Origin of the sequence: Plantibacter sp. CFBP 13570, from assembly GCF_014841395.1 — a bacterium.
Lineage (GTDB): Bacteria > Actinomycetota > Actinomycetes > Actinomycetales > Microbacteriaceae > Plantibacter > Plantibacter auratus.
In genome coordinates, this window is record NZ_JACYTW010000022.1 from 32,572 (window position 1) to 55,832 (window position 23,261).

The window sequence follows — 23,261 nt, forward strand, 5'->3', positions numbered from 1 at the left end:
CATGTCGAACACCACCAACTCCCCGAAGCCCACCGTCACGAAGGGTGTCGTCGGCGAGAACAACGCCGCCACGCAGACGAACACCCACGGCAAGACGGTCATCGACAACGGCGTGGTCGCGAAGATCGCCGGCATCGCAGCCCGCGAGGTCCGTGGCGTGCACGCCCTCGGTGGTGGCGCAGCCCGTGCCTTCGGTGCCATCCGCGACGCCATCGGCTCCTCCGACCTGTCGCAGGGCATCCGCGTCGAGGTCGGCGAGACCCAGGTCGCCGTCGACGTCGTGATCGTCGCCGACTACCCGGTGGACCTGCAGGCCGTCGCGAGCGAGGTCCGCGCCTCCATCATCCGCGCCATCGAGCAGTTCGTCGGCATGGAGGTCACCGAGGTCAACGTGACCGTCAGCGACGTCTTCATCCCGTCCGACGACGAGGACCAGAACGCCGAGGCGCGAGTCCAGTGACCGCCACCAACACCGGCATCCTCATCGGTGCCGTCCTCGCACTCAGCTGGGTGGCCTTCGGGTTCTGGGCGTTCGTGTTCGTCGCGGTCGCGATGGGGATCGGCGCCCTCGTGGCCCGCATCGTCACCGGCCAGACCGACCTGAACGCGATCGTCGACGCCGTCCGCGGGAAGCGCGTCTCGTCATGACCACCGCCGTCCTCGACCGGGGTGTCCCCTCGGTCGCCGAAGCTCCCGTCGTGCACCCGCACGCCGGGCCGGGCCGGACGCGGATCACCGCGAAGGCCCTCGAGCACGTCGCCGTGAACATCGCGGCCGAATCGCTCGGGGTCCCGGCGGGACGCGTGAAGGTCGAGCTCGCCGACGACCGGGGTGCACTCGCGCTCATCGTCACCTCGCCGATGCGCGCGATCCCACTGGTGCGCGTCTCGGCCACCCCCGACGCGCTCCAGCGCTCCGGGGGCTCCATCGTCGAGCGGGTCTCGGCCGCCACCGGTGCCATCGCCGCTCGCGTCGAGCAGCTGTCCGGTTCGAGCGTCTCGCGCGTCTCCATCCGCGTGAGCGGACTCGAGATCGACCAGGAAGGACGCGTCTCATGACCGCCACCGCAGCCACGACCCCGGCCGCCGGCCCGACGAGGGTGCTCCGGCGCCTGGCTCGTCGCGAACTGCACTCGCCGCGCTCGACCGCCGCGATCCTCCTCGCGGTCCTGCTCGTGCTCGTCGCGCTCTGGATCGCCGTGGAGACGGTGCTCGCCCTCATCGGCGTCCGCCCGCTCCTCGTCGCCCCGGGTGAGATCCCGGGAGCCGCGGCCAGCCTGCCGACGACGCAACCCGTCATCCTCGGTGTCGCGGGGGCACTCGTGCTCCTGCTCGGGGTGATCCTCATCGGGATCGCGCTCGGACCAGGACGTCGGCACCGCCACCTGTTGTCGACCGGGCGCGTGCTCGCGGTCGTCGACGACGAGGTCATCGCGTCGGCCCTCGCGCAGCGCGCTTCGACGACGGCTGCCACGCATCCTGACGGCACCTCCGTGGCCGTCGGCCGGCGGAGCGCCGCGATCCGGATCACCCCCGCCAGCGGCATGCCCGTCGACCGGTCCGAGGTCGACCGCGCCGTCGCCGCAGACCTCGACGCGTTCGGCCTGCAGCCGTCGCTCCGGGCGACCACCTCCATCTCGTCGAACGGGAAGGTCGGACAGTGAACTCCACCAACCGCGGACTGAACCGTCTGCTCATCCTCCTCATCGGACTCGTGTTCGTCGTGATCGGGGCGGCGGCGCTCGCCGTCGTCACCGTGCCCGTCGTCGCCGACTGGTGGCGCGACAACCGTGCCGCCGTGCTCGACACGATCGACGGCTGGTTCGCCTGGAACCCGTTCGCCGCTGCGCCCGGCGCAGACGCCGGACAGACGGCCCCGGTCCTGGTCCCGGTCGCCGGGATCGTGCTGCTCGTGCTCGTCGCGGCCCTGCTCATCTCGTTCGTCCTGCGCCAGGGTCGTGGCCGTTCCGGCGTCGTGCATCGCGCGACCGTCGAGCACGGCGACATCGTGCTCGAGACGGACGTCGCGGCCAATGCGCTCGGCGATGCGCTCGACGACACCGAAGCGTTCTCGTCCGTCCGCGTCTCCGCCTGGGACGTGAACCGTGCGCAGGCGCTCAAGGTCGCCGTCACCTGCCGGCGCGGCGTCTCGCCCCGCACCGCGGTGGAGACCGTCAGCACGGCGGTGGAGTCGCTCGACCGCCTGCTCGGTGTCGAGCTCCCCGTCCTCGTGGAGGTCGGTGGCGGCTTCCGCGCCGCCAAGCCGAAGCGCGTCCTCCAGTGACCGTCACTGATCCGGACATGCCGGTGCAATTGCAAGCCCCCGTCCGAATCGGCTGATCCGCAGCCGCGCGTCGCAGAATGCCAGTGTCGCGGGATGAACCATCGGGACACATCAACGCCCCACGGCGATCCGTGGGAGAGGGAGCAACACCATGGGTAAGAAGATCCTCCTCATCATCGTCGGCCTCATCGCCTTCGGTGCCTACACGCTCGGCGCGAAGGCCGGACGCACCCGGTACCGCGAGATCAAGCACGCCGCAGAAGAGTTCTGGAACGACCCTCGCGTCGAGAAGGCGCGCAAGAAGGCCGTGAAGAACGCGAAGAAGGCCACGGCGAAGGCCCAGAAGGAAGTCCAGAAGAAGCTCCACTGAGCCCCTTCGCCCGCCCGTCCTCGGGCAGAACGCCGCCCGCTCGCCCCGGTCTGGGAGAGCGGGCGGCGTTCGTGCTCACAACACCTTCGACAGGAACGCGCGTGTCCTGGCGTGCTGCGGATTGGCGAGCACCTCGCGGGGCGCTCCCGTCTCTACGACCACGCCGCCGTCCATGAACACGAGCGAGTCGGCCACTTCTCGGGCGAACCCCATCTCGTGGGTCACGACGATCATCGTCATGCCGTCCTTCGCGAGCCCCTTCATGACGTCGAGGACCTCACCGACCAGCTCCGGATCGAGCGCCGATGTCGGCTCGTCGAACAGCATGAGCTTCGGATCCATCGCGAGGGCCCGCGCGATCGCGACCCGCTGCTGCTGACCGCCCGACAGGTGACCGGGGTACGCAGCCGCCTTGTCGCTCAGACCGACCCGGTCCAGGAGTTCCCGGCCGCGCTGTTCGGCGACCGCTCGCCGTTGGCCCTTCACCTGCATGGGCGCCTCGATGATGTTCTCGAGCGCCGTCATGTGGGGGAACAGGTTGAACCGCTGGAACACCATGCCGATGTCGCGCCGCTGCTTCGCCGCTTCCTTGGGCTTCAGCTCGTAGAGCTTGTCGCCCCGCTCGCGGTATCCGATGAGGTCACCCTCGACGAGCAACCGTCCGCCGTCGACCCGCTCCAGGTGGTTGATGCAGCGCAGGAAGGTCGACTTACCGGAGCCCGACGGCCCGACCAGGCACATCACCTCGCCGCGTCGAACCGTCAGGGAGATGTCCTTGAGCACCGTGTTCGAGCCGAAGGACTTCACCACGCCCTCGGCGCGGACCATGTCGGTCGTGTCCGTGATCGTCATCGTCGTTCTCCGCTCTCGCCGTCGGCGGGGCTCTGTTTCGCGCGCGCCTCCGCCTCCTGGACCTGGATGGCCTCGGTGGTGACCGGTGCCCCGGCGTCGATGCGGGTGAGTCCGCGCGCGAACCGCTTCTCCAGGAAGTACTGACCCACCATGAGGATCGAGGTGAACAGCAGGTACCAGAGCGACGCGACGATGAGCAGCGGGATCGGGTTGAACGTCTCGGACGAGATGTCCCTCGACCTCGTGTAGAGCTCCTGCGTGAACGGGACGGCCGTCACAAGCGAAGTGGTCTTGAGCATCGAGATCACCTCGTTGCCCGTCGGCGGGATGATGATCCGCATCGACTGCGGCAGGATGACCCGTCGCATCGTCTGCGCCCAGCTCATCCCGAGCGCCGTCGACGCCTCCTCCTGTCCGCGGTCCACCGACAGCAGACCGGCGCGCACGATCTCCGACATGTAGGCGGCCTCGTTGAGTGCCAGCCCGATGACGGCGATCCAGAAGGTGTTCAGCGCGGCGTCCGTCGGCAGCTGCGCGATCGGCGGGAGGAACGGCAGGCCGATGTTGAGCGTCGGGTAGATCGTCGCGAGCAGGCCCCAGAAGACCAGCTGCACGTAGACCGGCGTCCCGCGGAACAGCCAGACGAAGCCCCACGCGATGGCCTTGAGCACCGGGTTCGGCGACAGCCGCATGATCGCGAGCACGACGCCGAGGACGATGGCGCCGATCATCGAGTACACCGTCAGCTGCAGCGTGATGAGCGCTGCCATGGTGATCCGCCGGTCGAAGACGTACTTGCCGACGGCCGGCCAGTCGTACGCCGGCCGCGTCGCCGCGTCGACCACGAAGGCGACGAGCAACAGCACGATGATGACGGCGAACACGTTCCGCCAGGGATGGCGGAGCTTGACGACCTTCAACGGCACCGGGGGCGCGGACGCCGTTCCGGTGGTTCTGGAGTCGCTCATGGTCAGCTCGTCGCGCCGTTGATGTCGATCTTGTCGATGGCGCCGGACTCGACGCCCCACTTGCTCAGGATCGAGCCGTAGGTGCCGTCGTCCATGAGGGACTGCAGGGCGGCCTGGAGGGCCTTGCCGAGGTCGCCGCGGTCCTTGGCGATCGGCATGCCGTAGAGGAACGTCGAGTAGACGTCACCGGAGAGCTCGAGCTTCCCGTCGCTCTGCTGGACGGCGTACTGCACGACCGGTGAGTCGGCGGTCATCGCGTCGGCGCGGCCGAGCGTGACTGCTGCCGTCGCCTCGTCCTGCGTGTCGTAGCCGAGGGCCTCGATCGCGGGCTTGCCGGCGTCGGTGCAGGCCTGCGACTTGGCGGGGACGTCGTCGAGGGCCTCCGTCGTGCCGTTCTGGACGGCGACCTTCAGCCCGCAGGCGTTGTCGGGGTCGACGGACTTGCCCGCGAGGGTGGCCCACTGGATCCCGGCCGTGAAGTAGTCGACCATGTCGACCTGCTGCTGACGTTCCTTGGTGTCGAAGAAGGACGACAGCCCGACGTCGTACTTGCCACCGGTGATGCTCGGGATGATGTTGTCGAACTTCGCCACCTGGTAGTCGGTGGTGAGGCCGAGCTTGCCGGCCATCGCGTCGGCGAGCTCGATCTCCCAACCGATCGGGTCGCCGTTCGCGTCCTTGAACTCGTTGGGCGCGTAGGTCGCGTCGGTGCCGAGGATGAGCTTGCCGGCCTGACGGATGTCGTCGGGGAGCAGGGCCTCGGCGGCCTTGTCGACGGTCACCGCGGCCGCTGAGCCGGTGGCGTCGGGCGTGGCGACCTCGTTGTTGACGCAGCCGGTGAGCAGCAGCGCGGCGGCGGCCGTGAGTGCGGCCGGGAGCAGGTATCGGTTCTTCATGTCAGGTTCCTTGCTCGGTTGATGTGGTGGTGGAGGTGAAGACGCGGCGTCCGGCGATCCAGGTCCCGACGGTCCTGGTGTGGGCGATCTCGGTGGTGGGGCCGGCGAAGGGGTCACGATCGACGAGGACGAGGTCTGCGACGGCACCGACCTCGATCACGCCGGTGTCGTCGCGGTGGTCGATCCGGTTGGACCCGTGCGTGTACGCGGCGATCGCCGCTCCGAGCGTCAGCGACTGTCCGGGGTTGAGCGGTTCGGGGTGATGGTCGGGATCGTCGGCCGGCAGCGTCCGGTTGACGGCCACATGCAGGGCCTGCCACGGGTCGGGGGTCGTGACGGGCCAGTCCGATCCGGCGCAGAGCAGGGTGCCGAGTCGTGCCGCATCGCCGAACGGATACTGCCAGGAGGCGCGTTCGTCGCCGAGCAGGGGCAGGTTCAACTCGAGCATCTGGGGCTCCCACGTGGCCCAGAGCGCCTGCATGTTCATCGTGACGCCGAGTCGGGCGAACCGCGGCAGGTCGTCGGGATGGACGATCTGCACGTGCGCGATGTGGTGCCGGTTGTCGCTCTCGCCGTTGCGCTCCCGCGCGGCCTCGAGGGCGTCGAGGCACTCGCGGACCGCCCGGTCGCCGATCGCGTGGAAGTGGACCTGGAACCCCGCGGCGTCGAGCCTCGTGACCGCCTCGACGAGGATCGCGGGCTCCAGGAAGGAGATGCCGTGCTCGGGCGCGGTGTCACCGCAGTGGCAGGTGCGGAGGTAGGGGTCGATCATCGCGGCGGTGCGGTTCTCGGGGATGCCGTCCTGCATGATCTTGACGGTGCCCGCGGTGAAGCGCCCGGTCGTCGTCCCGAGGGCTGCGGCGCGGCGTGCGATCGCGGCGCGGTGTGCAACGAGGTCGTCGATCTGCTCGAGCCCACGATCCCGGTCCCACCAGAGCGCCCCCACGACGTCGCTGGTGAGCGACCCGTCCGCCATGGCCTGCAGGTAGGCGTCGCTCGTGTCGGTGTGGCTGCCGTAGTCGCCGACGATCGCGTCCTGCCAGCCGGTGACGCCGAAGCCGTGGAGGGTCTGCTGGGCTGCGACGAGGGCGGCCGCGACGTCCTCGTCGGTGTCGACGGGGACGAACCGGGACACGAGCGAGCGGGCACCCTCGTGGAGCATGCCGTTCGGGGTGCCGTTCGCGTCCCGCTCGATCCGGCCGTCGGCGGGGTCCGGTGTGGTGTGGTCGATGCCGGCGAGACGGAGTGCCTCGGTGTTCACCCAGGCTCCGTGGTGGTCGCGGTTCTGGAGGAAGACGGGCCGGTCCGGCACCACTCGGTCGAGGTCCGCGGCGAGCGGGGTGCCGCCGGGGAAGGCGGCCTGTTGCCAGCCGCCGCCGACGATCCACGGGCGCTCGGGGTGGGCCTCGGCGTAGGCGGCGATCGTGGCGAGGTACCCCTCGGGTGTGCGCTCGGCCGACAGGTCGCACGCGAGCTGTTCGAGTCCGGCCTCGACGGGGTGGACGTGCGCGTCGACGAAGCCGGGGAGCAGGAGACCGCCTCGGAGGTCCACGATCTCGGTGTCGGGACCGATCGCCGCGTGTGCATCGGCGTCGAGGGCGACGATCCGGCCGTCGGAGACGGCGACGGCTCCGGTCTGCGGCGTGAGCAGGGCGTTCCGGAAGACGGTGCCTCCGGTGAAGACCGTGTCCGCGTTGCTCGTCATATCACCTGCTCGAAGCGTCGGTGGTGCCGTCTGGCCGGCGCGTCATCCTCGGCGCGCTAGCGGTATCGAGAGCATAACCCGGATCGAGGTGACGGATTCGTGCGTCTGATCGCGTTTCTGCAACGGAATCCTTCAGTCGGAGCCTCAGCGCACGCGAACGGGCCCGAAGCAAGCGCTCCGGGCCCGGCTGATTGCAGGAGGTGTGGACGGCGGCTCAGGCGACGAGCGTGCGCAGCCCGTCGACCAGGGGCGTCGTCGGACGCCCGATGAGGCGACCGAGGTCGCCGCTCGTGTCGGCGAGGAGCCCGTCACGGGTGTTGCCGTCGAGGGCGACGACGAATCCCGCGGTGCCCTCGTCGAGACCGGCGGCCAGCAGCGCCTTCAGGTGGTCCTCAGGGGAGAGGTCCTGGTACACGACCTCGCGGCCGACGACCTCGCCGATCGCCTGCGCCAGCTCGGGGTGCGACCACGCGACGTCGCCGGCGAGCTCGTAGGCCTTGCCCTCGTGGCCCTCGGTGGTGAGGACGACGGCGGCCGCCTCCGCGTAGTCGGTGCGCGACGCGCTCGACACGAGACCGTCGCCGACGCTCCCGACGAACGATCCGGTCGCCTTGGCCTGGTCGACGGACTGGCCGTAGTTCTCGGTGTACCAGCCGTTGCGGAGGATGGTGAACGGGAGGCCGGACGCGTGGATGAGCTCCTCGGTCGCCTTGTGCTCGGGGGCGAGGATCAGCGGGGAGGTGTCGGCCCGGAGCGCGCTCGTGTAGACGAGGCGGGCGACGCCGGCGCGCTTGGCGGCGTCGATGACCGCGGCGTGCTGGGCGACGCGCTGGCCGACCTCGCTGCTGGAGACGAGCAGGACCGTGTCGCCGGACTCGAGGGCGGCGTCGAGGGTGGCCGGGTCGGCGAAGTCGACCTTCGCGGTGCGGACGCCCTGTGCGGCGAGATCGGCGAGCGCCTCGGTCCGGCGGCCGGTGGCGACGATGGTGGCGGGGTCGGTGCCGCGGGCGAGCAGGTGCTCGACGACGAGGTGGCCGAGCTGGCCGGTGGCTCCGGTGACGACGAGAGACATGTGAGGGTCCTTTCGATGGGGTTCGCTGAGGAGGAACCCGCTTCCGATCACATTACTTCCCGATCTGCAGTACCCACTTTGAGGTAAGCTACTGTCCGATAAGTAAGGAATGAGTCATGACAAGCGTAGACACGCAGCTGGGAAGACGCCCCGGATTCACCGACGGCATCCTGCCTGCCGCCTGCCCCTCGCGCACGGTGCTCGACCACGTGACCAGCAAGTGGGGCGTCCTCGTCCTCCTGGCGCTGTCCGACGGCACTCATCGCTGGGGTGAGCTGCGACGCGTGGTCCAGGGCATCAGCGAGAAGATGCTGGCCCAGACGCTCCGCACGCTCGAGGAGGACGGACTCGTCGTCCGCGTCGCGCACCCCGAGATCCCGCCCCGTGTCGAGTACAGCCTGAGCGACCGGGGTCGCGACCTCAACGAGCACCTGATGCCCTTGATGGCGTGGATCGACCACAACGCGTCGGAGATCCTCGGGCGCTAGGCGGTCCGGCCGAGCGCTGCAAGGACGTCCACGAGCGTCGACGGGTCGCCGACGTTCCCCGGGACGACCACGTAGAGCTTCTCCTCGTCCTCGGGTGTCACCACGCTCCACACCGAGACCCCTGGCAGCACCTGCCCGAGGACGCGTGCGCGCCTGGCGCCGAGTCCGACCCGGGCGACCTCGGCGGAGGTGATGCCGCCCTTCGACACGACGACCTCCACCGATCGTCGGAGCGCAGCGGTCGCCGACGTCAGTGCGATCATCACCCGCTCGCCGTGGTCGAGCGTGTTGTGCGAGGCGTCCCGTTCCCGCTCGGACGAGATCGCGGCGAACCCCGTCGCGGTGAGTCTCGCTCGAGCGGCCTCCGCCACGGCCCGCCCGGTGGCGGCGGCATCCTGGAGGGCGTCGCTCGTCGGGACGATCTCGGCGGGGCCGAACGCCGCCTCGACGGGCGCGAGCTGTCGCGTCGCACCGATGGTGTGGGAGCCGCAGACGAGGAGCGCGGCGACCGGCTTCGCGACGAGCGGCGAGGGGAGGAGGCCGTCGCTCTCGACGCCCGCGATGGCCGCGGCGAGGGGTGACGCTGACCGGACGACCACGTCGGCTCCGTCGGCCCAGGCCGCCGTGATGGCCTGCGCGATGATCCGGACGTCGTCTCCCGTCTCCGCGTCCGGAAGGAGAACGGTTCCGGGAACGGCATCGCGGAGAGCTGCACGGAACTCGGCGGCGCCGTCGCGGAGACCCGCCAGACCGAAGTGGGCGGTCTCCCGCCCGGACTGTTCGCGCACGTAGTCCGGCAGGTGTCCCGAGCGGAACGGGAACACGGGGTCCTGGGCGTACTCCGTCTCGTGGGCCGGCAGTGTCTCGTCACCGATCCGGACGTAGTGGGTGCCGTCGATCGTCGTGCGCCCGCCCTCCGGGAAGGCCGGGACGAACACGATGACGCTGCGGTCCCCGGTGAAGACGGCGGTCTCGGGGAACACGTGCCCGCGCAGGGTCGAGTCGCCTCGGAGGACGACGTGGATGCGTTCTCCGAGACGACGGCCGGCCGCCGCCGCCTGCTCGCGGGTGCGTTCCAGGAGCGCGACGGCCTCGTCCTCCGGGACGGCGCGGGTGTTCGTGAGCAGGTAGACCGCGTCGGCTCGGCCGAGGGCCTGCTCGATGAGGTCGGCGTCCCATTCCAGGAGGACGTCGACGCCGGAGGCCGACTGCGTGCCGGTGGGGTCGTCGTCGAGGATGAGGGTCTTCATGCGTTGGTCCCCTGGGTGGTGGAACGTGCGGCTCCGAGGGGCTGGGGCGTCATGCGTGGGGCTCCTGGGCGGTGCGACGTGCCGTCGTCGAGGATGAGGGTCTTCATGCGTTGGTCTCCTGGCGGGGGTGGCCGGCATCCTGGTAGGTCTCGATCACTCGGGAGTCGTCGCGTGCGCCGAGGCCGGACGCCGCAGCGGCGAGGAAGCGTTCGCGCGCCGCATCGAGGACGGGGGTAGCGGCTCCGGCGGCGCTCGCCGCATCGGCGACGAGGCCGGTGTCCTTGACGAAGATGTCGACGCGGCTCATCACCGGGGCATCGGTGTCCTGCAGCATGCGGGGTCCTCGGTCCGACAGCATCCAGGATGCGGCCGCACCGGACTCGACGAGGGGGAGGACGGCCGCCGGATCGAGGCCGAGCGAGGACGCGAGGGCGAGGGCTTCGGCGGCAGCGGCGATGTGCACCGCGCAGAGGTGCTGGTTGACGACCTTGATCGCCTGGCCGTCGCCGATGGCTTCGCCGACGATCCTGGCGGTGCCGAGAGCGGCGAGCGGCTCCGTTGCGGCCGCGGTGGCGGCGGGGGATCCGGAAACGAACATGGTGAGCTCGCCAGTGCTGGCGCGTGCCACGCCGCCGGTGACCGGGGCGTCGACCACCGCTGCGCCCGCGGCTTCGAGACGGGCGGCCTGCTCGACGACGGAGGCGGGGCCGACGGTACTCATGATGATCCAGGTCTGGCCGGCGGGATCAGTGTCGGCGAGGGCGAGGGTGACGAGTTCGGCGAGCTGGTCGGGCGTCGCGACCATGACCACGACGGTGTCGGCCTGCGGTGCCTCGGTGATCGACTCGACCGCGCTGATGCCTGCGGCGGCCGCGCGTTCCCGTGCGGCGGGGAAGGGGTCGACGCCCGTGACCCGGTGGCCGGCCGCGGCGAGCTGGGTGGCCATCGGCAGGCCGATCGCGCCGATGCCGACGAAGGTGATGGTGTGTGCGGGCTGTGGCGTCGATGCCATGGCGTCCTCCGGGGGATTGGTTGGACCAATCGTAACCGCGGAGGTCTGCACGGGCAAGCACCCGGTGGTGGGCGCCCGGCTGCCCGTCGATGAGCTCAGGGACCGGAGTGATTCGGACGTGCCTCTCTCGGTCACCGAACGTGTCGAGGTGCCGGAGTGGCTTTCGACACTTGACGGGCCCAGGGCGGCGCAGCTCAGAGATCGAGGGTGATCCGGGCGACCCTAGCCCGATGACCGAGGTGGCCCGGCTTGGCTGCCCTTCGACAGGCTCAGGGACCGAAAGCGCGCGAGCACAGTCCAGCCCGGTCGCTGAGCCTGTCGAAGTGCCCACGAGAACGCTTCGTCGTTCCGGGCGCACCGCTCCCGGTCACTGAGGTGACACGGCCCGGGCTGCCCTTCGACAGGCTCAGGGACCGAGACACTGCGGGCATACCTCTTCCGGTCACTGAGCCTGTCGAAGTGCCCAGGAGAACGCTTCGTCGTTCCGGGAGAACCTCTCCCGGTCACTGAGCCTGTCGAAGTGCCCACGAAGAACCCTTCGACAGGCTCAGGGACCTGCGGGGGTCAGAACGGCGCGGGGTCCGGTTCGGTCCGGTGATGCTTCCCGTCGGGTGTCGTCCAATCGAGGACCCCGCCGGGCCCGTGGTCGAGGTTCCAGCCGGGGAGGTGCTTCATCCGGTGGTGATGTCGACAGAGGCAGGCGAGATTCCCGACATCTGTCGTCCCGCCGTCGTCCCAGGCGACCGAATGATCGAGGTCACATGCTCTGGCGCGCCTGCCGCAGCCCGGTGCCCGACATGTGCCGTCCCGGAGGCGCACGGCCCGTTGCAGGTCGGCCGGAACGCGGTACTGGCCCCGCCCGACCGACAAGATCGTGCCGGTCTCGGGTTGGACGAGTATCCGGGTGAAGCTGGGTGCGTTCACTGCGATACGTGCAGCGGTCTCGGGGTCGATAGGACCGTAGCCATCGAGCATGCCGGGTGCGTCGGAGACTCCGGCCATCGTGAGCGCCGGGACCGTGATCTGCACGGTTGGCTTGATGTGCTCCTGCACCTCGATCGGGTGCGGAAGGACCGAGCTCGAAATCACGTCTTCCGGCGTGACGCCGGTGAGCGCGAGCGCCGCCAGGGCGTCCGCCTGCAGCTGGGCGCACGTGCGAGTGTCACCCGCATTGCGCGACTCCGCTGCCGCGGCCTCGACGCGCTCGATGATGCCCTGCGCGATGGGTGCCGTCGTGAACAAGTGCACCCACGCCATGCCGTCGGCTGCGGGCTCGAACTCCACCCGGCGGTCGGCCTCTGAGCGGACCGCGCGGGCGGTGATGGATTCCGGGTGGAGGCGCTCGCGCAGGACGCGGGCGCGCCTGCGGAGGTTCGCGTTGGTGGACTCTTCCGCAACCGGCAGGACCTCAGCGAGGAACACCGCCCGCCCTGCGGTCGGCACATCACTGAGTTGATCGATGATCGTCTGCGCGTGCCGCGCCGAGATGCGGCCGGCTTCGAGCGAGGCCAGCACGGCCGGTGCGTCGTTGACGAGCCGTTCCGCGTCGTTCGTCGCCCGCTGAACGGTCAGCTCGGGGGTGCGCGTCGCCATCGCGAGGGCTGCGCAGGTCGATCGGCGGGAGAGCGCCTGCCGTTCAGCCGGCGGGAAGATCGCCGGAACCGTGACGTCTGCGAAGGCGTCCGCGTAAGCGGCAGAGCGAGCAAGCAGCCTGGCCTCCTCGGCGTCCAAAGCAGCACGCCGCCGCTGGATGTCCGCGTAATGGTCCGAGAACTCCGCAAGGTGCGCGGCGTACTCGTCGCTCGCGCGGATCGCGGCGGAGGTGGTCTCGGTCATGGAACCAGTCCACCATGGACCACTGACATTCCAGATGCTGAGTCGGCCCGGTTGTGGAAGTGTCCCCGTGGGCCCTTCGACAGGCTCAGGGAGCGGAGGAGGCATGCCGGATTCGCGGGGTTCTCCCGTGGGCCCTTCGACAGGCTCAGGGAGCGGAGGGGGGCCCTCGGAGACCGGAGTGAGTGCGGGTGCACCTCTTCCGGTCACTGAGCTTGTCGAAGTGCTATGAGTGCCCTTCGACAGGCTCAGGGACCGGAGAGGGTTGCTCAGGGACCGAAGAGGGTTGCTCAGGGAGCGGAGGGGGTTGCTCAGGGAGCGGAGGGGGTTGCTCAGGGACCGGAGGGGGTTGCTCTGGGTCCGGAAGGAATCCGCGTGCATCTCTTCCGGTCACTGAGCTTGTCGAAGTGCCAACGAGTGCCCTTCGACAGACTCAGGGATCGGTTGAGGTTGCCCGAACGGCGTGGCGGCCGCGAAGCGTCAGCTCGCGCCGTCGTCGGCTTCGAGCTGCAACCAGTCCTCGAAGTGCTGGCGCATCGCGCGTCGGGCGCCCTCGGCGTCTCGAGCGGCCAGGGCGTCGACGACGGCGTAGTGCACGCTGTCGGTCCGACGGACGCCTCGTTCGTCCGGCTGCTCCACCTCGATCGCGCGGAGTCGACGCTGCCGGATCGTCTCGCGGAGCACGTGACTGAAGCCCTCGTGCATGAGTCGGAAGATCGGGTCGTCGACGATGGCGTTCAGTCGGCTGTGGAAGTCGACGTCGGCCTCGAGCGCCGCATCGTGATCCCCGGCGAGCGTCGCGGCGATCATGCGGTCGACGTCGTCGCGCAGCACTGCGACCGCTTCGTCGGTGACGAGCCCGGCCGCCGCCTCGGCGACGGTCTCCTCCAGCATCATGCGCGAGCGGGCGAACTGATCGTCGGACAGGTAGCCCAGCTGACGGGAGATGGTGAACCAACTGCGGACGAAGTCGTCGCCCGGAGCGTCGATGGAGGTGCCCCGACCCTGGGTGCGGTGGAGGAAGCCGAGCCGTTCGAGGACTGCGAGCTGTTCGCGAAGGGCGCCGCGGCTCATCTGCAGTGCCTCGCCGAGCTCGCGTTCCGGAGGCAGGCGCCGCGCGGTGGTGCCGGGCTCCGGCGTGGCCAGTTCGACGAGCCTCGCCACGAGCGCTTCGAGCGGCTCCGCCATGCTGCCCCCTCGATTGGTCCGACCAGTGTCGATGGTAGCCGGTGGTGCGGGCCGCCCTTCGACAAGCTCAGGGACCGGATTGGGGCTCAGGGACCGGGGTGGTAGGGATCAGGGACCGGGGTGGGGATCAGGGACCGGGGTGGGGCTCAGGGACCGGGGCGGCGCTGCAGATTCCCTCCACCGACGCAACACGCCCGCCCCGACGGATCGGGACGGGCGTGGAAACGACGTGTGTTGGCTAGACCGCCTGGAGGGCCTGCACGGCGCTCGTGAAGAAGGCGAGACCGTCGACACCGGAGCGCATGGCGAGCGGGGTGTCGGGACCGAAGCCCGGCTCGATCGCGTGCTCGGGGTGCGGCATGAGCCCGACGACGTTGCCGGCCGGGTTCGTGAGGCCGGCGATGTCGTCGAGCGAACCGTTCGGGTTCACGCCCGCGTAGCGGAAGGCGACCAGGCCCTCGCCCTCGACACGTGCCAGGGTCTCGGCGTCGGCGATGTAGCCGCCGTCGGCGTTCTTGAGCGGGATGGTGATCTCCTGCCCCTTCGAGAACTGGTGGGTCCAGGCGGTGTCGGCGTTCTCGACCGTGAGTAGCTGGTCGCGACGGATGAACTGCTGGTGGGCGTTCCGGATGAGGCCACCGGGCAGCAGGTGTGCCTCGACGAGCATCTGGAAGCCGTTGCAGATCCCGAGGATCGGCATGCCCTTGCCGGCGGCGTCCTTCAGCTCGGTCATGATCGGTGAGACTGCGGCGATCGCGCCGGCGCGGAGGTAGTCGCCGTAGCTGAAGCCACCCGGAAGGATGACGGCGTCGACACCCTGGAGGTCGTGGTCGCCGTGCCAGAGCGCGACGGCCTCGGCACCCGCCATGCGGACCGCGCGCTGGGCGTCGCGGTCGTCGAGCGAACCGGGGAAGGTGATGACACCGATACGGGTTGTCATGCCTCGGAGCCCTCGGGGTAGTGGATGGCCACGACGTCCTCGATCACGGCGTTCGAGAGGATGTCGTCGGCGATCTGCTGCACCGTGGCGCGCGTGGCGTCGGTGATGGGGCCGTCGACCGTGAGCTCGAAGCGCTTGCCGATGCGGACATCGGTGAACTCGCTCTTGCCGAGACGCGCGAGGGCGCCGGCGACGGCCTTGCCCTGGGGGTCCAGCAGTTCGGCTTTCGGCATGACTTCTACGACGATGGTCGGCACGGAGGTCTCTTTCGTTGCGACGCGGCGGGGATGCGAACAGTCTAGCGCCGAGCGCACGACGCCCGTCCGACGAGGTCCGTCGGACGGGCGTCGTGGTCAGCGGGTCATTCCGGGAGGGCGGCGTCCGCTTCGTTCGCGTCGCCGGCGATGCCGCGGGCGAGCGTCTTGTTGCGGAAGAAGTCCGGTCGGAGCTTCGCCTGGATGAGCATGATGACGATGCCCGCCACGATGATGATCATGCCGAGGATGAACACGAGTCCGACACCGCCGATGTTCGACCCGCTGCCGTAGTCGGGGTCGGCGCTCTCGATGATCGTGGTGAAGAAGAGCACGCCCAGGATGAGACCGCCGACGAGCGGGGAGAAGAACTGGAAGAAGAAGTTCCGTGCGCTCGAGAACCACTGCTTCCGGAAGTACCAGACGCACGCGAACGCCGTCAGGCCGTAGTAGAAGCAGATCATCATGCCGAGGGTCGTGATCGTGTCCCAGAGCACGTCCTCGGAGATGAAGCGCATGACCGCGTAGAACACCGACGCGACGACACTCGAGACGATCGTCGCGTAGCCGGGCGTGAAGAACTTCGGGTGCACCTTCGAGAACTTCGGCGACAGCGCGCCGTAGTGCCCCATCGCGAGCAGGGTCCGCGCGGGGGAGACGAACGTCGACTGCAGCGAGGCGGCCGAGGAGGACAGCACCGCGATCGACACGAGGATCGCGAGCGGACCGAGGATGGGCCCCGCGAGCGAGAAGAACACGTTGCCCTGGATGTCCTCGTTGCCGAGCCCGAACTCGCCGTCGCCGACGCCCGCGTAGTTGATGAGCGCGACCGACAGGAACAGGTAGAGGACGACGATGATGACGACCGTGGCCGTGGCGGCCTTGCCGGGCGTCGAGCTCGACCCCTTCGTCTCCTCGCTCATCGTCAGCGTGACGTCCCAACCCCAGAAGATGAAGATGGAGAGCGAGAGGCCGGCGGCGAAGGCGCTGAACGACCCGACGGCGAACGGGTTGAACCAGTCCAGCGAGATCGGGAGGGCGTCGAACGCGTCACCGCCCGCGACGTGCGCGAAGGCGACGATGCCGAACAGCACCATCACGAGCAACTGGAAGCCCACGAGCACGTACTGCAGTTTCTGCGTCGTCTGCATGTCGCGGTAGGAGATGAGCGTCGCCCCGAGCATGAACGCCAGACAGGTGATGACGTTGATGAACGGGTTCGACGTGAGGCCGGCGATGTCGGGGTTCTGGAAGATCTGCGACAGCATCAGGTAGAAGAAGTCGACCGCGATGCCCGCGAGGTTCGAGAGCACGACGATGGTCGCGGCGATGAGGCCCCAACCGGCCATCCAGCCGACCCACGGGCCGAACGCACGCGTCGCCCAGGTGAACGAGGTGCCGGAGTCCGGCATGCGGCTGTTGAGCTCCCGGTAGCCGAAGGCGACGAGCAGCATCGGGATGAAGCCGACGAGGAAGATGGCCGGCACGTGGGTGCCGACCTCCGCGACGGTCGGACCGAGGGCACCGGTCAGGGTGTACGCCGGGGCGATGCACGAGATGCCGATGACGATCGCTCCGACGAGGCCGACGGTGCCGGCGCCGAGGCCCTTCTTGGAGAGGGCGCCGGTCGCGGTCGTCTCGGGGTGGGCGACGTCGCGCGGAGGGGTGGTTTCGGGAGGAGTCATGTCGGGTCTCCGAGGGTCAGCACGGAGTCGCGGGGAACGACCACCATGGGTACGGGGAGCTCCCGCAGCATCTTCGCTGCCGTGGAGCCGAGGAAGAGGTGCTTCGGGGTGGCGAGTCGGCTGGAACCGACGAGCACGATCTCCGCGGGCTTCCACTCGAGGTGCGAGACGGCGTCCTCGATGCGGGTGCCCGAGGCGATCTCGGTGGTCACGTCGATGTCCTTCGGCAGGTGCTCGGTCGCGTAGGCGAGGACCTCCGCCGCGTGCGACTCGGCCCGGGCGGTCGCCTCGGGGTGCTCGGCGCCCTCGGGCTGGTCGAGTGCGACGAGCGACACCAGACGGAGCGGGATGACCGCGTTCTTGGCGACGACGATGGCCGCGTCGAGCAGCTGGTGCGCGCCGGCACGGGTGCCGATCGCGCAGGTGATCCGGCTGACCGTGCCGCCGGTGGGCTGCGCGTCGAGGAGGTCGCGGCTGCCGACCGGAGCGAGGGCGACCGGGACGACCGCCGAATGCAGGAGCGTGTTCGCGACGCTGCCGAGCGTGAACCGGCCGAGGAGTCCGCCGCGCGCCGCACCGATGATGATGAGCCCGCCCTCGAGGATGCGGGAGGCCTCCAAGAGGCCCTCCGCGAACGACTCGTCGTATACGAGGTGCGTCTTGGCCGTGATGTCGGCTGGGACCGCGTCGAGCGCCTCGGCGAGCCAGCGTTCCGCCGTCTCACGGAGGAACCGCTCGTAGCCGGGATCGGCCGGGGTGATCGTCGGGCGTTCCTCGTTCGCGAGCACGAGGACGATGTCGAGCCGGGCGCCGGTGGTCCGAGCGATCCGGATGCCGAGCGCGAGCGCGTCGCGTCCCGCCGGCGTATCGGTGTAGCCAACGATGTATCTCATCTGGTGTTCGCTTTCGATCGGGTGCGAGCGTGTGATGGCGGTTCCTGCCCTTCGACAAGCTCAGGAACCGCCGGTTAAGGGACCGGGACCAGGATGCACGGCGGTGTGCGGGTGTTTCGTTGGTGCAGGGTATCGACGGGGGTGGCCCTTCGACAAGCTCAGGGACCGGAAGTGGTGCTCAGGGACCGGAGGCGGTGGGCGGGGAGCGGAGCGCCCTTCGACACGCGGTTCCTGAGCTTGTCGAAGGGCAGGGGCCGAGGCCCTTCGACAGGCTCAGGAACCGGGAGACGCTTACGCCTGGTGGCGGGCGATGATCGCCTCCGCGGTGTCGGCGCCCTTGCGGATCGCGCCGTCAACGTGCTGGTAGCCCTCGGCGGCGAGGTCGCTCGTCGACCAGAAGATCGGACCGACCGGCGTCGACTGCATGGCGCCGTAGCGTGAGAGCCCACCGAGGTCGAAGCTCGCTGCGTACGCGCCGCGCGTCCACTCCTCGCTGCCCCAGTCGCTCTCGTAGTAGACGACGGGGGAGAGCGCCTGCTCGCCGTAGTAGTGGGACAGGGAGGTGAGGATCCCCTCGCGACGCTCCTCGGCGCTCAGCTTGAAGACCTCGTCGGCGCGCTCGTCCGAGACGAACCCGACGAGCGTGCCGCGCGGGTCCTCGTGGTTCGTGTTGTCGTAGGCCTCGTGGACGAGCTCGTACGGGCTGAACGCGGTGGCCGAGAGGCCGTCCTCGCGCCAGAACGGCGTCTCGTACACGGCGTGGACCTTGATGACGAGCCCGAGCGACATGTGCTGGTGCATCTGGTGGCTGAGGCGCGGCAGCGGCGGCTGGAAGTCGATGCGGGAGTAGAGGTTCGGCGGGACGGCGACGATCGCGTACCGCGCGTTGACCGTGACGCTGTCCGCCTCGGCCGAGACGCCGGCGTCGGACCACTCGAGGCGACGCACGGGCGAGGACAGGTGGACGTCGTCGCCGAGGGCCTCGGCGAGCTTGATCGGAACCTGCTGCAGGCCGCCGACGACGCGCTTGTCGAGGATGAAGTCGGCCTCGACGAGGTGGGTGAAGCTGCCGGCGGACGCCGCCATGAGGAGCGCCTGCAGGAGCGAGAAGGAGTGGGAGGGCTTCGTGAGCATCGCGGCGGCGATGAAGAGGGCGATGTTGTCGCGCGCCTCGACGTCGTCCGTCTGCTCGGCGAGCCAGGCGCTCCACGAGATGCGGTCGTACTCCTTCGCCCGGGCGTGCGCCCACGGCTCGGTGACGCCGACCTCCTCCACGAGCTCGTCGAGCAGGGTGATGAGTCGCTCCATCTCGGCTGCGGTCGACTCGGCGACGGGGAAGATGTCGCCAGTGAAGCGGGTGCGCACGCCCTCGGCATTGACGTAGACGCTGTCGCCCTCGCGGTAGCGGGAGTAGGTGTCGAGCCCGAGCTCCTCGAGCGTGGCGAGCAGGGCGGTCTGGTCGGGGGAGACCCACTGGCCGCCCAGCTCGAGCATGGCTCCGTCGATGTGGTTCGTCCAGAGGCGACCACCGACGCGGTCGCGCGCCTCGAGGACGGCGACGGACAGGCCCGCCGCGCGGAGCTTGGTGGCGGCCGTGAGCCCGGAGGCCCCGGCGCCGATGATGACGACGTCGCGTTCGATAGCGCTCATGAGGTGTCTTCCTGTTCGTGGCCCTTCGACAAGCTCAGGGACCGGGGTGGTGCTCGGGGGCCGGGTGGGGCTGTGGGTGCCGGGTGGTGCTCGGGGGCCGGGTGGGGCTGTGGGTGCCGGGTGGTGCTCTGGACTGGGATGGTACTCGGGTGTCGGCTGGTGCTCGGGACCGGCGCCGATAGTCGAGTATGGCGGATCCGGCGGTCGGATGGAACCGAGGATGGCGAGGTCGCCGGTCGTATCGGCGATCGGCGACGGTTTCCGTTGTGCCGACCGAGGCGGGTCAGCCGATGGGCGTCATGGTGTACTTCGTGTACAGGTACTCGTGGATGCCCTCGAGTCCGCCTTCGCGTCCGATGCCCGACTGCTTGATGCCACCGAACGGTGCTGCGGCGTTCGAGATGACGCCGACGTTGAGGCCCATCATGCCGGTCTGCAGACGGCCGATCATGCGCTGTCCGCGGGCGAGGTCGTTGGTGAACACGTAGGAGACGAGCCCGTACTCGGTGTCGTTCGCGAGCCGCACGGCCTCGTCCTCGTCGTCGAACGGCACGATCGCGAGGACCGGGCCGAAGATCTCCTCGCGGAGGATGTCGGACCCCGGCACGACCCCGGTGACGACCGTCGGCTGGAAGAAGGTGCCGGGGCCGTCGACGGCCTCGCCGCCGGTGAGGACCTCGGCGCCGCGCTCGACGGCGTCGCCCACGAGGGTCTTCGCCTTCGCGACCGCGCGGTCGTCGATGAGCGGGCCGATCGTCACGCCGTCCTCGGTGCCACGACCGATGCGGAACGCGTTGACCTTGTCAGTGACGCGCTTCGCGAACTCGTCCGCGACGTCGCGGTGGACGATGAAGCGGTTCGCTGCGGTGCACGCCTGTCCGATGTTGCGGAACTTGGCGGCCATCGCGCCCTCGACGGCCTTGTCGAGGTCGGCGTCCTCGAACACGACGAACGGGGCGTTGCCGCCGAGCTCCATCGAGGTGCGGAGGACGTTTTTCGCGGACTGCTCGATGAGCTTCTGACCGACGGCCGTCGAGCCCGTGAAGCTCAGTTTGCGGAGCCGCGGGTCGGCGATGATCGGGCCGGACACTGCGGAGGAGCTGGAGGTGGTGATGACGTTCACGACGCCGGCGGGGAGCCCGGCGTCCTCGAGCAGCTTCACGAAGTACAGGGTCGTGAGCGGCGTGAGCTCGGCGGGCTTGACGACGACCGTGCAGCCGGCGGCGAGCGCCGGGGCGATCTTGCGGGTCGCCATCGCGAGGGGGAAGTTCCACGGGGTGATGAGGAAGCACGGCCCGACGGGGTGCTGCGAGACGGTCATCATGCCGGTGCCCTCGGGGTTCGACCCGTAGCGTCCGGAGATGCGGACGGCCTCCTCGGAGAACCAGCGGAGGAACTCACCACCGTAGGTGACCTCGCCGTTCGCCTCGGCGAGCGGCTTGCCCATCTCGAGCGTCATGAGGAGGGCGAACTCCTCGCGACGCTCCTGGAGGAGGTCGAAGGCCTTCCGGAGGATGTTGGAGCGGGTGCGGGGAGCGGTCGCCGCCCACTCGTCCTGAGCGGCGACGGCTGCATCGAGGGCCGCGGTGCCGTCGGCGACCGAGGCGTCCGCGATCGTCTTGATGACGTCGCCGGTGGGCGGGTCGCTCACGTCGAGCGTCGCGCCCTCTGTCGCGTCGCGCCAGACGCCTCCGATGAACAGGCCGTTCGGGACCTTGGCGAGCAGATCGGTTTCACGTGCGTCGGTCATGGGTGGAGCTCCTTGGTGGTGTCGGTGCCGTCGGTCACAGTGTTTCAGCGTGCATGCCCCTCGACAAGCTCGGGGACGATCACATCGGTCCCTGAGCTTGTCGAAGGGCGGGGACCCCATCGGTCCCTGAGCTTGTCGAAGGGCGGCCCTTCGACAAGCTCAGGAAGCGGCGGGCGGGGCGTCAGTTCGCGGCGAGCGCCTCGAGGACGACGTCGAGTCCTTCGTCGAGCAGCTCGACGGGGATGGTCAGCGGCGGGAGGAAGCGGACCACGTTGCCGTAGGTGCCGCAGGTGAGGACGATGACCCCGGCCTGGTGGGCGGCCTTGGCGACGCGTGCCGTGAGGGCGGCGTCGGGCTCGCCGGTCGCTGGGTCGACGAACTCGACCGCCATCATGGCGCCGCGCCCGCGGATGTCGCCGATGCGGGGGTCGGAGGCCTGTGCCGCGGTGAAGCGGTCGACGATACGGGTTTCGATCGCCCGGGCCGAGGCTGCGAGGTCCTCCTCCTCGTACGCTTCGATCGCCGCAAGGGCGGCGACACAGGCGAGTGGGTTGCCGCCGTAGGTGCCGCCGAGGCCGCCGGCGTGCGGGGCGTCCATGATCTCCGCGCGTCCGGTGACGGCGGAGAGTGGCAGGCCGCCCGCGATGCCCTTGGCGGTGATGATGAGGTCGGGCACGATGTCGAAGTGCTCGGACGCGAACATCGCACCCGTGCGGGCGAAGCCGGTCTGCACCTCGTCGGCGATGAAGACGACGTCGTTCGCGCGGGCCCAGTCGAGCAGGGCCGGCAGGAAGCCGTCCGCCGGGACGATGAAGCCGCCCTCGCCCTGGATGGGTTCGATGATGATCGCCGCGAGGTTGTCGGCGCCGATCTGCTTCTCGATCTGGGTGATCGCGCGTTGTGCCGCTTCGGGGCCGGTCAGTCCTCCGTCGCGGAAGGGATAGGACAACGGAGCGCGGTACACCTCGGAGGCGAAGGGGCCGAACCCGCTCTTGTAGGGCATGGACTTCGCCGTCAGGGCCATGGTCAGGTTCGTGCGGCCGTGGTACGCGTGGTCGAAGGCGACGACCGCCTGCTTCTTCGTGTGGCTGCGGGCGATCTTCACCGCGTTCTCGACTGCTTCCGCGCCCGAGTTGAACAGTGCCGTGCGCTTGGCGTGGTCGCCGGGGGTGAGGCGGTTGAGCGCCTCGGCGACCTCGACGTAGGAGTCGTAGGGGGTGATGGTGAAGCAGGTGTGGGTGAACTCCTGCAGCTGTCGGGTGACGGCCTCGACGACGCGCGGGTTGCTGTTGCCCACGCCGGTCACGGCGATGCCGGATCCGAGGTCGATGAGGGAGTTGCCGTCGACGTCGACGAGGACGCCACCGCCCGCGCCGGCCGCGAACACCGGCATCGTCGTGCCGACGCCGGACGCGACCGCGGCGTGCTTCCGAGCCATGAGTTCCTCGGAGATCGGTCCGGGGATGGCGGTGACCAGGCGACGTTCCTGAGGGAGCGAGGGTCCGCCGAGGATGGAGGGCGCGGGGGCTGCGGTGCTGCTCGTCATCGGTACTCCTTCGGCTGCCGCGTCCGGCGGGGGCGCCGAGGTCGTCCGCGAGCAGTGCACCCAGGCTAGGCAGCGGTCCGCGTCGAGGCAGTCGACAGTCTGTCCATGCGAACGGTATCGGTTGGACGATCCGGCATCCGTGCGTAGACTCACGCCATGGCACCGACGCTGCAGGACCTCCTCGACCACCGTGCGCTCGGCCTGAAGCTCGTGGTGGCCGGGTCCGAGGGCGCGCTCGACCGGCAGGTCGCCTGGGTGTCCGGGTCCGACCTGCCGGACCCCACGCCCTTCCTCCTCGCCGACCAGGTGCTGCTCACGACGGGTACGCAGTTCGGGACCGCGGTGTCGACGACGCAGGTCGAGGCGTACGTCGCCCGTCTCGCCGACGCCGGTGTCGCCGGACTGGGGTTCGGCACCGAGGTGATCACGGCAGGGACACCGCCGGAACTCGCCGAGGCCTGCGCGGCGCACGGGATGCCGCTCATCGAGGTTCCGTACCGCACGCCGTTCATCGCCGTCATCCGGTACGCGGCCGACCTGCTGACCGAGGCGGCACGGGCGAGGGACGCCTGGGCCCTGGGCGCCCAGCGCGCCATCGCGTTCGCCGCGCTCCGCCCCGACGCGAC

At 69.7% G+C, this 23,261-nt stretch carries 24 protein-coding genes; 8 read left to right on the forward strand and 16 right to left on the reverse strand.

Annotated elements, in window-relative coordinates; all coding sequences use genetic code 11:
• The first annotated feature begins 1 nt into the window (after nt 1).
• The 6 genes from IFT89_RS09555 to IFT89_RS09580 all read left to right on the forward strand — a co-directional run bounded on the left by IFT89_RS09555 (nt 2) and on the right by IFT89_RS09580 (nt 2,653).
• Nucleotides 2-460, forward strand: coding sequence for an Asp23/Gls24 family envelope stress response protein (locus IFT89_RS09555; protein WP_079001390.1), 459 nt, complete (start codon nt 2-4; stop codon nt 458-460).
• On the forward strand, nt 457-648 hold the full coding sequence (locus IFT89_RS09560; RefSeq protein WP_056008790.1) for a DUF2273 domain-containing protein: 192 nt from the start codon (nt 457-459) through the stop codon (nt 646-648). Before IFT89_RS09555 ends, IFT89_RS09560 begins: the two co-directional genes overlap by 4 nt.
• Nucleotides 645-1,058: a hypothetical protein gene (locus IFT89_RS09565; protein ID WP_202938823.1), complete on the forward strand. Its 414-nt coding sequence runs from the start codon at nt 645-647 to the stop codon at nt 1,056-1,058. The genes IFT89_RS09560 and IFT89_RS09565 overlap by 4 nt, the downstream gene beginning before the upstream one ends.
• The gene (locus IFT89_RS09570) at nt 1,055-1,663 is read left to right on the forward strand and encodes a DUF6286 domain-containing protein (protein WP_202938824.1); all 609 of its coding nucleotides are present in this window, start codon (nt 1,055-1,057) and stop codon (nt 1,661-1,663) included. The genes IFT89_RS09565 and IFT89_RS09570 overlap by 4 nt, the downstream gene beginning before the upstream one ends.
• The gene (locus IFT89_RS09575; RefSeq protein ID WP_202938825.1) at nt 1,660-2,283 is read left to right on the forward strand and encodes a hypothetical protein; all 624 of its coding nucleotides are present in this window, start codon (nt 1,660-1,662) and stop codon (nt 2,281-2,283) included. Before IFT89_RS09570 ends, IFT89_RS09575 begins: the two co-directional genes overlap by 4 nt.
• Nucleotides 2,284-2,434: 151 nt before the next feature.
• Nucleotides 2,435-2,653 (forward strand): hypothetical protein, encoded by a 219-nt coding sequence (locus IFT89_RS09580; protein WP_064294172.1) that lies wholly within the window; start codon nt 2,435-2,437, stop codon nt 2,651-2,653.
• Between the two features lie 75 nt (nt 2,654-2,728).
• Here the strand turns inward: IFT89_RS09580 and IFT89_RS09585 are convergent, their stop codons facing one another.
• The 5 genes from IFT89_RS09585 to IFT89_RS09605 all read right to left on the reverse strand — a co-directional run bounded on the left by IFT89_RS09585 (nt 2,729) and on the right by IFT89_RS09605 (nt 8,146).
• Entirely contained in the window at nt 2,729-3,505 is a 777-nt protein-coding gene (locus IFT89_RS09585) for an amino acid ABC transporter ATP-binding protein (RefSeq protein WP_274598595.1), read from the reverse strand.
• Nucleotides 3,502-4,473, reverse strand: coding sequence for an amino acid ABC transporter permease (locus IFT89_RS09590; RefSeq protein ID WP_079705041.1), 972 nt, complete (start codon nt 4,471-4,473; stop codon nt 3,502-3,504). The genes IFT89_RS09585 and IFT89_RS09590 overlap by 4 nt, the downstream gene beginning before the upstream one ends.
• A gap of 2 nt (nt 4,474-4,475) precedes the next feature.
• Nucleotides 4,476-5,369, reverse strand: a complete 894-nt coding sequence (locus IFT89_RS09595) for an ABC transporter substrate-binding protein (protein ID WP_192018789.1) — start codon at nt 5,367-5,369, stop codon at nt 4,476-4,478.
• 1 nt (nt 5,370) lies between these two features.
• Complete coding sequence (locus tag IFT89_RS09600) at nt 5,371-7,074, reverse strand: amidohydrolase (RefSeq protein WP_202938826.1); 1,704 nt, start codon at nt 7,072-7,074, stop codon at nt 5,371-5,373.
• Nucleotides 7,075-7,288: 214 nt separating this feature from the next.
• Complete coding sequence (locus tag IFT89_RS09605; RefSeq protein WP_192018787.1) at nt 7,289-8,146, reverse strand: SDR family oxidoreductase; 858 nt, start codon at nt 8,144-8,146, stop codon at nt 7,289-7,291.
• 116 nt (nt 8,147-8,262) lie between these two features.
• Between IFT89_RS09605 and IFT89_RS09610 the strand changes: the two genes are divergently transcribed.
• Nucleotides 8,263-8,634, forward strand: coding sequence for a winged helix-turn-helix transcriptional regulator (locus IFT89_RS09610; protein ID WP_064294176.1), 372 nt, complete (start codon nt 8,263-8,265; stop codon nt 8,632-8,634).
• Here the strand turns inward: IFT89_RS09610 and IFT89_RS09615 are convergent.
• From IFT89_RS09615 to gabT, 11 genes are all read right to left on the reverse strand, one after another.
• On the reverse strand, nt 8,631-9,884 hold the full coding sequence (locus IFT89_RS09615) for a four-carbon acid sugar kinase family protein (protein WP_202938827.1): 1,254 nt from the start codon (nt 9,882-9,884) through the stop codon (nt 8,631-8,633). The genes IFT89_RS09610 and IFT89_RS09615 overlap by 4 nt on opposite strands.
• A gap of 103 nt (nt 9,885-9,987) precedes the next feature.
• Nucleotides 9,988-10,896 carry an NAD(P)-dependent oxidoreductase gene (locus IFT89_RS09620; RefSeq protein ID WP_137242337.1) on the reverse strand — a complete coding sequence of 303 codons (909 nt, stop codon included), beginning with the start codon at nt 10,894-10,896 and terminating at the stop codon, nt 9,988-9,990.
• Between the two features lie 564 nt (nt 10,897-11,460).
• Nucleotides 11,461-12,732: an HNH endonuclease signature motif containing protein gene (locus IFT89_RS09625; RefSeq protein WP_161578555.1), complete on the reverse strand. Its 1,272-nt coding sequence runs from the start codon at nt 12,730-12,732 to the stop codon at nt 11,461-11,463.
• Nucleotides 12,733-13,209: 477 nt separating this feature from the next.
• Nucleotides 13,210-13,917: a FadR/GntR family transcriptional regulator gene (locus tag IFT89_RS09630; protein ID WP_137242335.1), complete on the reverse strand. Its 708-nt coding sequence runs from the start codon at nt 13,915-13,917 to the stop codon at nt 13,210-13,212.
• 238 nt (nt 13,918-14,155) lie between these two features.
• Nucleotides 14,156-14,857, reverse strand: a complete 702-nt coding sequence (gene purQ, locus IFT89_RS09635) for a phosphoribosylformylglycinamidine synthase subunit PurQ (RefSeq protein WP_137242334.1) — start codon at nt 14,855-14,857, stop codon at nt 14,156-14,158.
• Nucleotides 14,854-15,114, reverse strand: coding sequence for a phosphoribosylformylglycinamidine synthase subunit PurS (purS, locus tag IFT89_RS09640; protein ID WP_064294182.1), 261 nt, complete (start codon nt 15,112-15,114; stop codon nt 14,854-14,856). Before purS ends, purQ begins: the two co-directional genes overlap by 4 nt.
• Nucleotides 15,115-15,218: 104 nt before the next feature.
• Nucleotides 15,219-16,796: an APC family permease gene (locus IFT89_RS09645; RefSeq protein WP_079705048.1), complete on the reverse strand. Its 1,578-nt coding sequence runs from the start codon at nt 16,794-16,796 to the stop codon at nt 15,219-15,221.
• Nucleotides 16,793-17,689 (reverse strand): universal stress protein, encoded by an 897-nt coding sequence (locus IFT89_RS09650; protein ID WP_086474644.1) that lies wholly within the window; start codon nt 17,687-17,689, stop codon nt 16,793-16,795. Before IFT89_RS09650 ends, IFT89_RS09645 begins: the two co-directional genes overlap by 4 nt.
• Before the next feature lie 291 nt (nt 17,690-17,980).
• Nucleotides 17,981-19,339 (reverse strand): flavin monoamine oxidase family protein, encoded by a 1,359-nt coding sequence (locus tag IFT89_RS09655; protein ID WP_202938828.1) that lies wholly within the window; start codon nt 19,337-19,339, stop codon nt 17,981-17,983.
• A 283-nt stretch (nt 19,340-19,622) separates the two neighbouring features.
• The gene (locus tag IFT89_RS09660; RefSeq protein WP_202938829.1) at nt 19,623-21,089 is read right to left on the reverse strand and encodes an NAD-dependent succinate-semialdehyde dehydrogenase; all 1,467 of its coding nucleotides are present in this window, start codon (nt 21,087-21,089) and stop codon (nt 19,623-19,625) included.
• 181 nt (nt 21,090-21,270) lie between these two features.
• Complete coding sequence (gene gabT, locus IFT89_RS09665; protein ID WP_202938830.1) at nt 21,271-22,635, reverse strand: 4-aminobutyrate--2-oxoglutarate transaminase; 1,365 nt, start codon at nt 22,633-22,635, stop codon at nt 21,271-21,273.
• Nucleotides 22,636-22,791: 156 nt separating this feature from the next.
• Between gabT and IFT89_RS09670 the strand changes: the two genes are divergently transcribed.
• Nucleotides 22,792-23,261 (forward strand): PucR family transcriptional regulator ligand-binding domain-containing protein (locus IFT89_RS09670; protein ID WP_202938831.1); only part of this gene is annotated, 470 nt, incomplete at its 3' end.

Excerpts from the sequence above, each read along its gene's own strand:
- purQ (WP_137242334.1), bottom strand. The coding sequence starts at position 14,857 with ATGACAACCCGTATCGGTGTCATCACCTTCCCCGGTTCGCTCGACGAC.
- IFT89_RS09610 (WP_064294176.1), top strand. The coding sequence starts at position 8,263 with ATGACAAGCGTAGACACGCAGCTGGGAAGACGCCCCGGATTCACCGAC.
- IFT89_RS09580 (WP_064294172.1), top strand. The coding sequence starts at position 2,435 with ATGGGTAAGAAGATCCTCCTCATCATCGTCGGCCTCATCGCCTTCGGT.
- IFT89_RS09645 (WP_079705048.1), bottom strand. The coding sequence starts at position 16,796 with ATGACTCCTCCCGAAACCACCCCTCCGCGCGACGTCGCCCACCCCGAG.
- IFT89_RS09565 (WP_202938823.1), top strand. The coding sequence starts at position 645 with ATGACCACCGCCGTCCTCGACCGGGGTGTCCCCTCGGTCGCCGAAGCT.
- IFT89_RS09600 (WP_202938826.1), bottom strand. The coding sequence starts at position 7,074 with ATGACGAGCAACGCGGACACGGTCTTCACCGGAGGCACCGTCTTCCGG.
- IFT89_RS09615 (WP_202938827.1), bottom strand. The coding sequence starts at position 9,884 with ATGAAGACCCTCATCCTCGACGACGACCCCACCGGCACGCAGTCGGCC.
- gabT (WP_202938830.1), bottom strand. The coding sequence starts at position 22,635 with ATGACGAGCAGCACCGCAGCCCCCGCGCCCTCCATCCTCGGCGGACCC.
- IFT89_RS09590 (WP_079705041.1), bottom strand. The coding sequence starts at position 4,473 with ATGAGCGACTCCAGAACCACCGGAACGGCGTCCGCGCCCCCGGTGCCG.
- IFT89_RS09650 (WP_086474644.1), bottom strand. The coding sequence starts at position 17,689 with ATGAGATACATCGTTGGCTACACCGATACGCCGGCGGGACGCGACGCG.
- IFT89_RS09605 (WP_192018787.1), bottom strand. The coding sequence starts at position 8,146 with ATGTCTCTCGTCGTCACCGGAGCCACCGGCCAGCTCGGCCACCTCGTC.
- IFT89_RS09630 (WP_137242335.1), bottom strand. The coding sequence starts at position 13,917 with ATGGCGGAGCCGCTCGAAGCGCTCGTGGCGAGGCTCGTCGAACTGGCC.
- IFT89_RS09555 (WP_079001390.1), top strand. The coding sequence starts at position 2 with ATGTCGAACACCACCAACTCCCCGAAGCCCACCGTCACGAAGGGTGTC.
- IFT89_RS09655 (WP_202938828.1), bottom strand. The coding sequence starts at position 19,339 with ATGAGCGCTATCGAACGCGACGTCGTCATCATCGGCGCCGGGGCCTCC.
- IFT89_RS09625 (WP_161578555.1), bottom strand. The coding sequence starts at position 12,732 with ATGACCGAGACCACCTCCGCCGCGATCCGCGCGAGCGACGAGTACGCC.
- IFT89_RS09570 (WP_202938824.1), top strand. The coding sequence starts at position 1,055 with ATGACCGCCACCGCAGCCACGACCCCGGCCGCCGGCCCGACGAGGGTG.
- IFT89_RS09585 (WP_274598595.1), bottom strand. The coding sequence starts at position 3,505 with ATGACGATCACGGACACGACCGACATGGTCCGCGCCGAGGGCGTGGTG.
- IFT89_RS09595 (WP_192018789.1), bottom strand. The coding sequence starts at position 5,369 with ATGAAGAACCGATACCTGCTCCCGGCCGCACTCACGGCCGCCGCCGCG.
- IFT89_RS09660 (WP_202938829.1), bottom strand. The coding sequence starts at position 21,089 with ATGACCGACGCACGTGAAACCGATCTGCTCGCCAAGGTCCCGAACGGC.
- IFT89_RS09620 (WP_137242337.1), bottom strand. The coding sequence starts at position 10,896 with ATGGCATCGACGCCACAGCCCGCACACACCATCACCTTCGTCGGCATC.